Origin of the sequence: Streptomyces venezuelae (genome assembly GCF_008642335.1) — a bacterium.
In the GTDB taxonomy this organism is placed as follows: domain Bacteria; phylum Actinomycetota; class Actinomycetes; order Streptomycetales; family Streptomycetaceae; genus Streptomyces; species Streptomyces venezuelae_F.
Window position 1 is genome coordinate 3,781,209 of the sequence record NZ_CP029191.1, and the last position, 13,895, is coordinate 3,795,103.

The 13,895-nt window shown below is 73.9% G+C and carries 8 protein-coding genes; 4 read left to right on the plus strand and 4 right to left on the minus strand.

The window, feature by feature from the left end; all coding sequences use genetic code 11:
• Positions 1 to 23 precede the first annotated feature (23 nt).
• Positions 24 to 3,389 (minus strand): AfsR/SARP family transcriptional regulator, encoded by a 3,366-nt coding sequence (locus DEJ49_RS16925; protein ID WP_150184896.1) that lies wholly within the window; start codon positions 3,387 to 3,389, stop codon positions 24 to 26.
• Between the two features lie 90 nt (positions 3,390 to 3,479).
• Positions 3,480 to 5,564, minus strand: a complete 2,085-nt coding sequence (locus DEJ49_RS16930) for an asparagine synthase-related protein (RefSeq protein ID WP_150184897.1) — start codon at positions 5,562 to 5,564, stop codon at positions 3,480 to 3,482.
• Between the two features lie 896 nt (positions 5,565 to 6,460).
• On the opposite strand from DEJ49_RS16930, the gene DEJ49_RS16935 reads away from it, so the two are divergent.
• From DEJ49_RS16935 to DEJ49_RS16950, 4 genes are all read left to right on the plus strand, one after another.
• Positions 6,461 to 7,909 carry an MFS transporter gene (locus DEJ49_RS16935; protein ID WP_150184898.1) on the plus strand — a complete coding sequence of 483 codons (1,449 nt, stop codon included), beginning with the start codon at positions 6,461 to 6,463 and terminating at the stop codon, positions 7,907 to 7,909.
• A 160-nt stretch (positions 7,910 to 8,069) separates the two neighbouring features.
• Complete coding sequence (gene lhgO / locus DEJ49_RS16940) at positions 8,070 to 9,296, plus strand: L-2-hydroxyglutarate oxidase (RefSeq protein WP_150184899.1); 1,227 nt, start codon at positions 8,070 to 8,072, stop codon at positions 9,294 to 9,296.
• Between the two features lie 222 nt (positions 9,297 to 9,518).
• Positions 9,519 to 10,376, plus strand: a complete 858-nt coding sequence (trmB, locus tag DEJ49_RS16945) for a tRNA (guanosine(46)-N7)-methyltransferase TrmB (protein ID WP_150184900.1) — start codon at positions 9,519 to 9,521, stop codon at positions 10,374 to 10,376.
• A gap of 43 nt (positions 10,377 to 10,419) precedes the next feature.
• A complete protein-coding gene (locus DEJ49_RS16950; RefSeq protein WP_150184901.1) occupies positions 10,420 to 11,766 on the plus strand; it encodes a PrsW family intramembrane metalloprotease in 1,347 nt (448 codons plus the stop codon).
• Positions 11,767 to 11,793: 27 nt separating this feature from the next.
• Here the strand turns inward: DEJ49_RS16950 and DEJ49_RS16955 are convergent, their stop codons facing one another.
• Positions 11,794 to 12,738, minus strand: coding sequence for an aldo/keto reductase (locus DEJ49_RS16955; RefSeq protein WP_150184902.1), 945 nt, complete (start codon positions 12,736 to 12,738; stop codon positions 11,794 to 11,796).
• A gap of 82 nt (positions 12,739 to 12,820) precedes the next feature.
• A complete protein-coding gene (locus tag DEJ49_RS16960; protein ID WP_150184903.1) occupies positions 12,821 to 13,894 on the minus strand; it encodes a M23 family metallopeptidase in 1,074 nt (357 codons plus the stop codon).
• Position 13,895: the final 1 nt, after the last annotated feature.

Consider the following 13,895-nt stretch of genomic DNA (forward strand, 5'->3'; position numbering starts at 1 on the left):
CAGGCTGAGGCTGAGGTGTCCGCCTAGTCGCTCGTGTCTCCGACGGCCGCCGTCGCGAGCTCCAGTTCGGCCAGCACCTCGGCCGTCGTCAGCATGCTGCCCGCGGCGCGCTCGCGCTCGTACGTGTCGGGGCCGAGCGCCGTCAGGGCCGCGCGCTCGACGCGGTCCGCCTGCGCGTCCTCCGGGTGGGGCCGCGCATTGCCGTTGCGCAGGGTGGTGGCGGCGGCGAGAGCACGGGTCGCGCGCGTGTGCTCGCCGAGTTCGCCGAGCAGCGACGCGGCACCGTCCACCAGCGACGCCACGATCACTTCGGAGCAGTGGGTCTCCACGGCTTCGCGCACAGCGCCGGTGACGATGGGCAGTCCCGCGGCGGGACCGGACTCGGCGGCGGCGACGCGGGCCTCCATGCCGCTCAGGCCGACGCTGAACTGCGGGGGCGGCGTGCCGTACTCGGCATCGGCCCGCGAGGCCTCGCACAGCGCGCGGGCCGTGCCGATGTCCCCCTCGTCCAGGGCGAGCAGTGCCCCGAGGAGCCGTACGAACGCGCGTGCGTCCGTCACCCCGTACCGCTCGGCCTCCCTGCGTGCCTCGTCGAGCATCTTCGTCGCCGCGGCCCGGTCGCCCTCGCGGAACGCGACCTCGGCGAGCCGGGCGAGCAGGAACGAGGACTCCGCGAACGCGCCCACTTCGTGGGCGAGGCGCAGCGCTTCCTCGTACTCGACGCGGGCCTCCTCGTGGTTGCTGCGGGCCATGGCCGCCTCGCCCGCCGCGCTGCACACCTGGGCGCGCATCCAGCGGTCGCCGACCCGGCGGCTCAGCTCCCGCAGCTCGGCCAGGTCCTCGTCGACGCCGGAGAGGTTGCCGGGCATGTCGACGGCCATGTGGGTGCGGAACATGAGGATGACGCCGAGGTCCCAGTCCTCGCCGTGACGGCGGCAGTTCTCGACCGTCCGGTTCAGCGGACCCAGCGCGTCCTCGTGGGTGCCGCCGGTGAAGAAGATGGTGAACGGCCAGAGCAGCCCGGGGAAGCGCGCCGTCTCGGGCAGGGGCTGCGAGAAGGCGGCGCGCAGCCCCTCGACGAGTGTGGGGTCCGCCCACTCGTCGTGGTGGGCCGGCGAGTCCGCGGGCCTGGACTCCGCGACGAGGCACACGTGCAGCAGCTTGAGCCGCATCCACGGCCAGTACAGCGGGTCGTCCTCGGCTGGGAGGCCGGGCGGCGCGAGTTCCAGGACGCGGGCCATCCAGTCGGCGCCCTCCCTGCGGTAGTTGCGCAGCCACCAGAACCAGCCCGTGTTCAGGGCCATGTCGATCGCGCCTGCCGCGTCACCGGTGGCGGCGGTGCGCTGCAGGGCGGCCCGGATGTTGTCGAGGTCCGTCTCCAGGCGGCTGATCCACGGCAGTTGCTCCGCGGAGCGGAGCAGGGGCTCGGCGCGGGCGACGAGGTCCCGGAAGTACGCGGAGTGGCGGGTCTCGGCGGCGGCGAGCAGGTCCGGGGTCTCGGCGGCGCGTTCGGTCGCGTACTCGTGGATGGTCTCCAGGAGGCGGTAGCGCATGCCGCCGCCGGGGGTCGCGGACGGCACGGCGACCACCAGGGACTTGTCGACGAGGGCGCCGATGAGGTCGGTGGCGGGCGCGGTGCACACGGCCTCGGCGGCCGGGAGGTCCCAGCTGCCCGCGAAGACGGACGCCTCGCGCAGCACGGCACGCTCGGCCTCGTCGAGGAGCTCCCAGGACCAGTCGACGACGGCCCGCAGGGTCTGCTGGCGGGGCAGGACCGTGCGGCTGCCGCTGGTCAGGAGGCGGAAGCGGTCGTCGAGGCGGTCGGCGATCTGGCGCGGGGTGAGCAGCCGCAGGCGGGCGGCGGCCAGTTCGATGGCGAGCGGCAGGCCGTCGAGACGGCGGCAGATCTCGGCGACGGCGTCGGCGTCCGCCGCCGGGTCGAAGCCGGGCCGCACCGCGACGGCCCGCTCGGTGAACAGGCGGTGTGCCGGGTCGGGCGGGAGCGGCTCCACGGGGCGGACCGCTTCGCCCGGCACGCCCAGGGGTTCGCGGCTGGTGGCGAGGATGGTGAGACCCGGGCAGTGCGTGAGGAGGGTCTCGGCGAGCTCGGCGGCCGCGCCGATCACGTGTTCGCAGTTGTCAAGGAGCAGGAGCAGGCTGCGTGGCGCGCAGTACTCGACGAGCAGGGCGACCGGGTCGTCCTGCGAGGTGGTCAGTTCGCTGGTCATCAGGACGGTCTCGCGCAGGTCGAGCGCGCTGACGACAGCGCCGGGCACCGCCTCGGGGTGGTCGAGCGGGGCGAGCTCGGCCAGCCAGGCCCGCGGATGCCCGGCGGCGGCTTCCTCGGCGAGGCGGGTCTTGCCGGAGCCGCCCGGTCCGGTGAGGGTGACGAGGCGGGCCCTGCGCAAGTCTGAACGGATGGCGTCGAGTTCGGGTTCCCGGCCGACGAAAGACGTGAGGCGGGTGCGGATGTTGCCGTTCTGGTCGCTTCGCCCCACCCGTTGGGGTTCCTGCGACGGCTGTGGCTGGTGCGGTTCCAGTAGCCGCTGTTGCGATCCTGACAGCTGCTGCGGTGATCCTGGCCGCTGCTGTTGTTCCTGCGGCCGCTGTCCCTGCGACTGTTGTTCCTGCGGCCGCTGTTCCTGGCCTGCCGGTTTCTGCCGCGGCCGGTCCGGGCCCGCGAGCAGGGCGGCGTGCAGCGCGCGCAGTTCCGGGCCGGGGTCGGTGCCGAGGCCGTCGGCGAGGGCGCGGCGTGCCTCCTCGTACGCGGCGAGGGCGTCGGCTCCGCGGCCGGCGTCGCGCAGGGCGCGGATCAGCAGGGCGCGCAGTGCCTCGTCGTACGGGTGGGCGGAGGTCAGCTCGCGCAGTTCCGGTACGACCTCGGGGGCGCGGCCCAGGACGAGGTCCGCCTCGATCCGCGCGCGGACGGCCTCCGCGCGCTGTGCCTCGGGGCGAGCCGCGGTGGCGCGGTCGGGCAGGTCGGCGAGGGCGGGGCCGCGCCACAGGGCGAGCGCGTCGCGCAGGGTGCGGGCGGCCAGGGCCGGGTCGCCGCGGTCCAGCGCCGCCCTGCCCTCGCGCGCGAGGCGCTCGAAGCGGTGCAGGTCGACGTCGTCGGGGGCGACGGCGAGACGGTAGCCGCCGGGCGCGGACACGACGGCGTCCTTGCCGACGGCCCGGCGCAGGCGGCCCACCAGGGCCTGGAGGGCGGCGGGGGCGTCGGCCGGCGGATCTCCGGCCCACACCTCTTCGATGAGCGCGCCGACAGTCGCCGTGCGGTTCGCCTGGAGGGCGAGGGCGGCGAGCAGGGCACGCAGTCGCTGGCCCCCTACGGACAGAGGGGCGCCTTGGTCGTCGTACGCCTCGGTGGCGCCCAGGATTCGGTACCGCACCTCGTCATTCTCCCCGTCCGGGTGCGCGAGGGCGCGGGCTTTCTTTCGGGGCGCGCGTCGCCGACCCGCTGTCGACCCGCTGCCTGCCTGCTAGCGCCCCGCTCCTAGGGCTCCCCTCTGCGGGACCACACTCCCCGTGGGAACAGCTCGTTGCCGTGCTGGAGTCCCCGTCCAGCACGTTCCTCTTCGCGACAGGAGTCGCCGCAGCCACAGCTCGGTGGAGACCAGGTCTGCCAGGCCGTCCAGCGGAAGGGGTTCCCCTTCGGCGGCCGAGCGCAGGGCCTTGCGGACCACGCGGGCCTCGACCAGGCCCGCCTGGGCGAGCAACGGGGTGTCGAAGAGGGCGATGAGGTCGTCCACCGCCATGCGGAGCCCCGTGCGGGCGGCCGCCGCGTTCGAGGCGTGGGAGGGGGCGCCCCAGCCGGCGGGCAGGTCGGCGACCCCGGCGCCTTCGAGGACGGTGCGCAGGATCGAGGCCCGCGCCCCGGGCTGTACGCGCAGCGCTTCGGGGAGAGCCCGGCAGGCACGGACGACCTGGTTGTCCAGGAAGGGCGCGTGCAGCCGTTGGAAGCGCACCTCGGCGGCCTGCTCCAGGACGCGCAGGTCCGCGGCGTGCCGGGCGAGGGCGGCCCGCGCCCGGAACTCGCCGGGCCGCTGTCCCGGGCCGCCGGGACGCATGGTGGTGTCCTGGAGGCGAACCGATACTTCAGCGAGGGCCTCTCCGGTCAGCCAGCGCGCGGCGGGCCCCGGCCTGCCCCACGCGAGGGCGGCGAGTGACGCCCCGACGGCTCCGCCGGGTTCGTCGAAGCGGCGCTGCAGCAGGCGCTCGGCCAGCGATTCGACGCCCGCGCGGTGCGGCGTGCGGGCGAGCTTGCGGGCGGCGCCGTACACGCGCGCGGGGACCATCACCGAGCCGTCGGCCTTCGCCAGCGCCGCCACGGGGCGCACCATGTGGCGTCGTTTGCGGTCCATCAGGAGGTCGGCGAGGCGGGCCGGGTGGGCGTCGAGGACCTGCCGGGCGCCGTGGCCGGTGAAGTGGTCGGCGCTGCCCGACGTGAGCCGGGCGCGGTGGCGCTGGGCGGCCACCAGGACGGCGCTCGGCTCGTCCGTCAGGGGTCCGTCCAGGTCGGCGTAGGGCAGTGCGTCCTCGCCCGCCGCGACGACGACGTGGTGCAGGCGCGGGTTGGCGGCGATGGCGCCGGCCCGCTCCAGTTCGGCCTCGCGGCCGTTGACGGCCAGGTCGTTGAAGGTGACGGCGAGGAGGCGCTCCCCCGCGCCGGTGCCGTGGCCGAGCACCGTGCCGGGCATCCCGGGCAGACCGGCCGCGAGGAGTGCGAGGGTTCCGGAGGCTGGCCCTCCGGAGAGGTCGGCGCCGATGCCGGGCACCGGCATGCCGCGGGCCGCGCGCCGTTCGGCGGGCCCCATGCCGGGCACCGGGCCGGGGTCCATGTCCGTGCCGGGTACGTGGCGGGGTGCGGTCAGGCGCGCGCGTACCGCGTCGATGAGGGCCTCGCGGACGCCGTCCACCGCGCTGTCGGGGTCGGTGGGGGCCGCGGCGACCGCGAGCGAGGCCACCGGTTCGTACCCGGCGATCTCCCGCGCGCCCGCGCGCAGGATCAGCGCGTGCCCCGGCGGTACGCGCCGCACGCCCTGGTACGGGGTCGAGTCGTGCAGCGCCTCGGGGACGTCGGGGGCGGCGAGCAGCGCCGCGAGGTGGCCGATGTCCAGGTGGGCCTCGACGAGGTCGGCGAGCGGCAGGGCGGCGGTTCCGTAGGCCGTGCCGTCGGCCCAGGGGGTGTAGAAGACGGGGCGGGCGCCCGCGAGGTCGCCGGCGACCATGACGCGGCGGCCGACCTGGACGACCGCCGTGTAGCTGCCGGACCACGCGGTCAGGTGGCGCAGGGCGCCGCCGCGGGCGGCGAGGAGGCCGACCCTGAGTTCCTCGTCGGAGGCTCCGCAGGTGCCGAGCACCGCGATGCGGGTCTGCTCGTCGGCCGTCACTGTGCGTACTTCGTCGGCCCGCCAGTCGCCGACCGCCCAGAGCGGATCCGGGTCGCCCCACAGGAGTTGGGAACCCACGGGGTGGACGGTCCTGCCGTCGTCACCGGTGGCCCCGGCCGAGCCCACCGCCGAGGATCTCGCGGTGGTACTGCTCCACCCCACCAACCACCGCATCGCTGCCTCCACAGGCTGTGGACGGGCCGTCGGCCGAGCGCCGCCGGGCACGGCCGCCCAGTACACCGAAGAACTGGGGTCCCATGCTGCCACGAAGGAGGCGTGCGGGAAGGGCTACGGAACGGCTTGCGCCCCCTGGAATGCGCCCCAGGTGAGCGGTAGTTGAGAGCAGAACGGTGCCCTGCTTCTTATTGAGGCTCCGGGGAGGGCCCAAGGAGCGCTCGGGCGGCCACGCGCACCTCCTGCGCACGGCGTGTGCGAGCTTGTGCGCTCGGCGCGTTCAGCCGTCACAGGCGCACGCGTGCGCCGCACCGGGGCGCAGGCGTACGCCGGACCCGAACGCACGCGCACATCGCGCTCGGACACATGCGCACACCGCCGCCATGGGCGTTATGCCGGTTTCTGTACACGGGTGTTTTTCGGCCAAATCGGCCTGGCGCAGCCCCGGGAGGGAACCGTTCGAAGGCAACACACAGCCCGGGAGGCGGTGTTCGCCTCCCGGACCGGTCCGCCGCCCGCGGGGATGGAGGCGGCGGTGTCCCCCAGCCCACTGACTCCAGCGCAGCGGGCCGACCCACGCATCGCCAATGGAAGCCCTGTCGCCATGGCCGGAGAAGAGCGCACACACGGGCGCACGGCCACACGGCGGGAGCACACATCGCCGCCGGGGCACCTACGTACGGACAACAATCCCGCCATCCGGAACTGGGCCTCTTAACGCTTGGGAGGCGGCGAACTACGCTGTGTGTGCTGTTGTTTTCGCGGAGGCATATACCTGGAGGATCGGCCAAACGCGCTTGCGGCCGACTTTCCGGCCACGCCCCCGGGGAACACGGCACGAATGCCGTGCGCGGTCCAGCCACTGCCCGGCAGCCGTCTGTGTCGAGGGGTGGCGCATGTCCAGGGAGCAACGCGGGCCGAACGAAAAGCTCGGCACCGTTCTCGCCCTCGCGGGAATCAGCAATGCGGGACTCGCGCGCCGGGTCAACGACCTCGGCGCCCAACGCGGGTTGACGCTCCGTTACGACAAGACATCGGTCGCCCGGTGGGTGTCCAAGGGCATGGTGCCGCAGGGCGCCGCCCCGCACCTGATCGCGGCGGCCATCGGGCAGAAGCTCGGCCGCCCCGTGCCCCTGCACGAGATCGGCCTCGCGGACGCCGACCCCGCGCCGGAGGTGGGCCTCGCCTTCCCGCGCGACGTGGGGGCGGCGGTGAAGTCCGCGACCGAGTTGTACCGCCTCGACCTGGCGGGCCGGCGCGCGGGCAGCGGCGGGATCTGGCAGTCCCTGGCCGGCTCCTTCGCCGTCAGTGCCTACGCGACACCCGCATCGCGCTGGCTGATAACCCCCGCGGACAGCTCCGTCGCCCGTGACGTCACGCGCGAGGTGTCCCGCGACACCGCGCACACCGACGACGGCGGCGCGCCGTTGAAGGTCGGCCACAGCGACGTGCTGAAGCTGCGCGAGGCGGCCGAGGACGCGCGCCGCTGGGACTCCAAGTACGGCGGCGGCGACTGGCGCTCCTCGATGGTCCCCGAGTGCCTGCGGGTCGAGGCGGCACCGCTGCTGCTCGGCTCGTACTCCGACGAGGTCGGACGTGCCCTCTTCGGAGCCTCCGCCGAGCTGACGCGCCTCGCCGGCTGGATGGCCTTCGACACCGGCCAGCAGGAGGCCGCCCAGCGCTACTACATCCAGGCGCTGCGCCTCGCGCGCGCGGCGGCGGACGTCCCCCTCGGGGGGTACGTCCTGGCGTCCATGTCCCTCCAGGCGACCTACCGGGGCTTCGGGGACGAGGGAGTCGACCTCGCGCAGGCCGCGCTGGAACGGAACAGGGGTCTGGCGACCGCCCGCACGATGAGCTTCTTCCGCCTTGTCGAGGCACGGGCACACGCGCGTGCCAACGACGCGCAGGCCGCGGGGGCGGCGCTGCGGGCCGCCGAGGGCTGGCTGGAGCGGGCCCGTGACGGCGACAACGACCCGTCCTGGCTCGGCTTCTACTCGTACGACCGCTTCGCCGCCGACGCCGCGGAGTGCTACCGCGACCTGAAGGCACCCCGGCAGGTGCGGCGCTTCACGGAGCAGGCGCTGTCCCGGCCCACGGAGGAATTCGTGCGCTCGCACGGCTTACGGCTCGTGGTGTCGGCCGTCGCCGAGCTGGAGTCCGGGAACCTCGACGCGGCGTGCGAGCAGGGCACGCGTGCCCTTGAGGTCGCCGGGCGGATCTCGTCCGCGAGGACCACGGAGTACGTGAAGGATCTGCTGCACCGCCTCGAGCCGTACGGGGACGAGCCGCGGGTGGTCGAGCTGCGGGAGCGGGCGCGGCCGCTGCTGGTGGCTCCGGCGTAAGTCCGTCGCCGCCGCGGTGCCCGGTCGTGCTCGTACCGGTCGCGATCGCGGGTGAACCCACGGGTGGGCGCGGGTTAAGGGGCGGGAAGGATCCGGCGTCCGAGGTTTGGCGGCGTTGTCAGTGGCGCAGGGCAGTATCTGTGGTGGGAGGTGAGGCGCGGTGAAGAAGGTCGCGTACGACTGCGACGTGCTGGTGATCGGCGGGGGGATCGTCGGGCTCGCGACGGCGTATGCCCTCACGCGCACGACTCCCGGCACGCGGGTCACGGTCCTGGAGAAGGAGACGGGCCCCGCCCGGCACCAGACGGGCCGCAACAGCGGCGTCATCCACAGCGGGATCTACTACCGCCCGGGTTCCCTCAAGGCGCGGTACGCGGTCCGTGGTGCCGCCGAGATGGTCAAGTTCTGCGCGGAGTACGGCGTCGCGCACGAGGTCACCGGCAAGCTCATCGTCGCCACCGAGCGGGACGAGCTGCCGCGCCTGCACGCGCTCGTGCAGCGCGGCAGGGAGAACGGCATTCCGGTGCGCGAGCTGGGTCCCGCGCAGATCACCGAGTACGAACCGGAGGTCCGCGGACTCGCCGCGATCCACGTGGGCACGACGGGGACATGTGACTACAGCGCGGTGGCCGCGCGCCTGGCCGACGCGTCCGGGGCGGAGATCCGGTACGGGCTGCAGGGCGAGGTCGTCCGCATCGACCGCCGGGCCGACCGGGGCGTCGCCGTCCTCACCGCCGACGGGGCCGTCGTGCGCGGCAAGGTCCTCGTGAACTGCGCGGGGCTCCACTGCGACGGGATCGCGCGGCTCACCGGGGACGACCCCGGCATGCGGATCGTGCCGTTCCGGGGGGAGTACTTCGAGCTGGCCAGGCCCGAGCTGGTGCGGGGCCTCGTCTATCCCGTGCCCGATCCGGCGTTCCCCTTCCTCGGCGTCCACCTCACGCGCGGCATCGACGGCGGCGTCCACGTGGGGCCGAACGCGGTGCCGGCGCTGGCGCGGGAGGGGTACGGGTGGTCGGTCGTCCGGCCCCGCGAGCTCGCCGGGACGATCGGCTGGCCCGGGTCCTGGCACATGGCGCGGCGGCACTGGCGGTACGGGGCGGGGGAGCTGCGGCGGTCCGCGTCCAAGTCCGCGTTCACCGAGGCGGTGCGGAGGCTGCTGCCCGCGGTTCGGGCCGATGATCTCGTGGCTGCGCCTGCGGGGGTGCGGGCGCAGGCGGTGCTGCGGGACGGGACGTTGGTCGACGATTTCCTCATACGGGAGGGGGCGCGGGCGGTTCACGTCCTGAACGCGCCCTCGCCGGCTGCGACGGCGTCTCTGCCCATCGGCAGGGAGGTTGCCCGACGGGCGGTCTCCGCGTTGCGGGAGGCGGAGGGCGGCGGCTGAGGCCGACCGCCGGTCGTAGTTCGGCTGCGGGTCCGTCCCGGCCGGTCGCGCAGTTCCCCGCGCCCCTGAGGTAGTCCGCCTCACGCCCGACGCCCAGCCCCCGACCCACCGGGCCCTGCTCGGCTGCCGGTCCGTCCCGGCCGATCGCGCAGTCCCCCGCGCCCCTGGGGCAGTCCCGGTCACGCCCCGCGCTCTGCGGGCAGCGCGTAAAATTGGGGCACTGTGTCTGACTCATCTCGTGACGCCGACGTTTCCGGCGCTTCTGACGCTTCTGATGTTGCCCCCACCCGTGGCGGGGGGCGGGTCACGGCGGCTCCTCGGTTTCCCGGGGGGCCCTCGCCCGATCCTGCCGGGTCGCATCACGAGCGGCGGATCCGTAGTTTCCAGCCCCGCCGGAGCCGGGTGACCACCAGCCAGGGGGACGCCCTGCGGCGGCTCTGGCCCACGTGGGGCCTGGACATCGACGGGCTCCGCACCCTGGACCTCGCCGAGCTCTTCGGCGACGAGCGGGGGCCGCGCCCCGACCTGCCCGTCGTCCTGGAGATCGGCTTCGGCATGGGTGAGGCGACCGCCGAGATGGCCGCCGCCGATCCGGACACCGGCATCCTCGCCGTCGACGTGCACACCCCGGGCCAGGGCAACCTCCTCGGCCTCGCCGAGCGCAAGGGCCTCGACAACGTCCGCGTGGCCAATGGGGACGCCATTATTCTGCTTCGGGAGATGTTGCCGGCCGAGTCCTTGCACGGGCTGCGCGTGTACTTTCCCGATCCCTGGCCCAAGGCCCGCCACCACAAGCGGCGCCTCATCCAGCCCGAGTTCCTGACGCTCGCCGCGCCCTCCCTCAAGCCCGGCGCGCTGCTGCACTGCGCGACCGACTGGGAGCCGTACGCCGAGCAGATGCTCGAGGTGCTCACCGCGCACCCCGACTTCGAGAACACGCAGCCCGACGGCGGATACGCGCCGCGCCCCGGCTTCCGCCCCCGCACCCGCTTCGAGGGCCAGGGCCTCGACAAGGGCCACGTCGTCCACGACCTGCTGTTCCGCAAGGTGTCCCCGACCACGGCAGCCACCCAGGACTGAGGCACCGTCGCGGCCACCCCCATCCCTCGTTAGGGTCGACCACGTGGCCACCGGTTCCCCGTATCCGATACCCCCCGAGGCGCCCGCCCCGAGGGAGCTCCTCCGTGTCCGCTGGTGGCAGCGGCGAGCGATACGCGTCGCCGCGCTCGTCACCCTGCTCGCACTCTCCGGCCTGGTGATCCTCGCCCTGGTCAGGGAGCAGACCGGCACCGAGGGCTTCCTCGTCGGGCTCGGCCTCGCGACCGTGCCCGTACCGCTCCTCGTCGCCGCGTTCCGCTGGCTGGACCGCGTGGCGCCCGGCCCCTGGCGGAACCTCCTCTTCTCCTTCTCCTGGGGCGCCTGCGCCGCCGCTCTCGTCGCGATCGTGGCGAACAGCTTCGCGATCCGCTGGATAGCCACCGCCACCGCCGACCCGAGCGGCGCGGACAACATCGGCGCGACCGTCGTCGCCCCGATCGTCGAGGAGAGCGCGAAGGCCGCCGCCGTGCTCCTCGTCTTCCTCTTCCGCAGACGCGACTTCACCGGCATCGTCGACGGCGTCGTCATAGCCGGGGTGACCGCGACCGGGTTCGCGTTCACCGAGAACATCCTCTATCTGGGCAACGCCTTCGTCACCGACCAGCTCAGCCGCGAGAGCGGCCTCGCCTCCGTGACCGCCGCGACGTTCTTCGTCCGCGTCGTCATGTCGCCGTTCGCCCACCCGCTCTTCACGGTCCTGACCGGCATCGGCTTCGGCATCGCCGCGCTCTCGGCCGAGCGGCAGGTCGTGCGCCGCGTGCTGCTCCCGCTCACCGGGCTGCTGCTCGCGATGGGCATGCACGCCCTGTGGAACGGCTCCGCCGTCTTCGGGCAGTTCGGGTTCTTCACCGTGTACGCCCTCTTCATGCTCCCGGCGTTCGGCCTGCTGACCTGGCTGGCCATCTGGACCCGGCAGCGCGAGCTCCGCATGATCCGCGAGGAGCTGCCCGTGTACGCGGCGGCGGGCTGGCTCACGCCGCCCGAACCGTTCGCGCTCGGCTCGATGCGCGCCCGCTCACTGGCCCGCGACTACGCCGCGTACACCTGGGGCAAGCCCGCGGCCCGCACGGTCGCGGAGTACCAGATGTACGCGACGTCCCTCGCGTTCCTGCGCCACCGGGGCCGCCGCGGACGGGCCGGCGCCGACTTCGTCGTACGCGAGCGGGAACTGCTCGAAAAACTTTGGGAGCGCCGCGAACCGGCCCGCCCCGCCCACGCGTACGCGGCCCAGGCGACGGCACCGGTCATGCCCCCCATGCCGCCCTACGGGATGTACGCGGCGCCCGGGACGCCGGGGGTGTACGGCGGCTGGCCCCCGCAGCCCCACCCGGCCTACGGCTACCCCACGCCGTACAACCCGTACCGCCCCTAGGGACTGAGTACCGCCCCTAGGGACTGACTACGCGGACGCCGCGTTCAGCGCCGCCACCTCCGCCTCCGTCAGCTCCAGATCCGCCACCGCGAGCAGCGCAGGAAGCTGCTCCACCGTCCGCGCGGAAGCGATCGGCGCCGCCACGGTGGGCTGCGCAGCCAGCCACGCGAGCGCCACGGTCGGGACCTGCGCGCCGTGCGCCTGTGCGATCTCGTCGAGCGCGGCGAGGACCCGTTCGCCCCGCTCCGTCCCCACGTACGCCTCGACCCGCGAGCTGCGCGCGCTCTCGACGTGTGTGCCCGCCCGGTACTTGCCGGTGAGGTAGCCCGCCGCGAGCCCGAAGTAGGGGACGGCCGCGAGGCCGGAGCGCGAGGCGACTTCCTGGAGGGGGCCCTCGTAGGTGTCGCGGGAGACGAGGTTGTAGTGCGGCTGCAGCGCCACGTAGCGCGCGAGGCCCTCGCGGTCGGAGAGGTCGAGGGACTCCTGGAGCCGCTCGGGGGAGATGTTGGAGGCGGCGATGGCGCGCACCTTGCCCGCCCGCACCAGCTCGTCGAGCGCGCCGATGATCTCCTCCACGGGCACCGACGTGTCGTCGAAGTGCGTGTAGTAGAGGTCGATGTAGTCCGTGCCGAGGCGCTGGAGCGACGCGTCGGCGGCGCCCTTGATGGTGGCTGCGGACAGGCCCTTGTGGTCGGGGTGGGAGCCGACCTTCGTGGCCACGACGACGTCGGAGCGGTTGCCGCGCTCGGCGAGCCACTCGCCGATGAGGGTCTCGGACTCGCCGCCCTTGTTGCCGTCGACCCAGGCCGAGTACGCGTCGGCGGTGTCGATGAAGTTGCCGCCTGCCGCGGTGTAGGCGTCGAGGACGGCGAAGGACGCCGCCCGGTCCGCGGTCCAGCCGAAGACGTTGCCGCCGAGGGAGAGCGGGAAGACCTCGAGGTCGGAGGAGCCGAGAGGGCGAAGAGAAGTCATGTGCTCCTCAACGCCCCCAACGGAAACGGAATTCCGTGCAAGCCGCAACGAAACCGGTGCCGGACCGCTCGCCCCGGAGGGATCAGGGGTTGAGGCCCTTGCTCTGCAGCCACCCGAGCGGGTCGATCCCGGTGCCGCCCGGCGTGTGGACCTCCATGTGGAGGTGCGGTCCCGTGACGTTGCCGGTCGCGCCGACGCGGCCGATGACGTCACCCGTGGAGACCTTCTGGCCCGCGCTGACGTTGAGCGACGACTGGTGGCAGTACCAGACCTCCGTGCCGTCCTCGAGCTCGAGCACGGTGCGGTAGCCGTACGCGCCCGCCCAGCCGGCCTCCTTGACGGTGCCGGTGTGCACGGCCTTCAGCGGGGTGCCCGTGGGCGCCGCGAAGTCCAGGCCGGTGTGGTGGCCGGAGGACCACATGGAGCCGGCGTCGCCGAAGTGCGAGGTGAGGGTGTACGAGGAGGTGGGGATGGCGTAGCTCTTGGCGAGCTTGGCCAGGCGTTCGGCCTCGGCCTTCGCCTTCCGGGCCTCCTCCGCCTTCTTCTTCTTGGCGGCGGCCTTGGCGTCCGCGTCCTTCTCGGCGGCCCGCTGCTGCGCGGCCGCCTCTTCGGCGGCCTTCTTGACGGCGGCGTCCTCGGCCGCGGTCCGCACGGCGGTGTCCGCCTGGTTCTGCTGGTTCTCGGCCTGCTGCATGATGCGGGCGCGCAGAGCCTCACCCGCGTGGGTGGTGCCCTGCTCGGCGTCGGCGGTGCTGACGCCCGCGGCGGTGAGGGGGGCCGCGGCGGCGACGGCGGTGGTGGTGTCCGCGGCGTCGTCGTCGGACAGCAGCGAGCCCACGCCCGGCAGGGACTCGGCCTCGGGCAGCGAGTCGGTGACCGCGCCCAGGTCGGGCATCGATATGGAGACCGGCGGCTTGCCGTCCTGCGCGGTGGCGATGCCGCCCGCGCCGACGGCGGCGATGACGCCCACGCCGAGCACGGTGGAGCTGCGGGCGAGCCCGCCGCCGCCCTTCTTGTGCACACGGTGCCTGCCGCGGACGGGACGGACGGACTCCTCGGTGGGGTTCCACTCTTCGAAGGAGCCCTCGTCGTACGAACCGAAGTCGTCGTCATTCGGAACGTACACGGCTTGGGGGGCAGGCCGGTTGGACGCCACT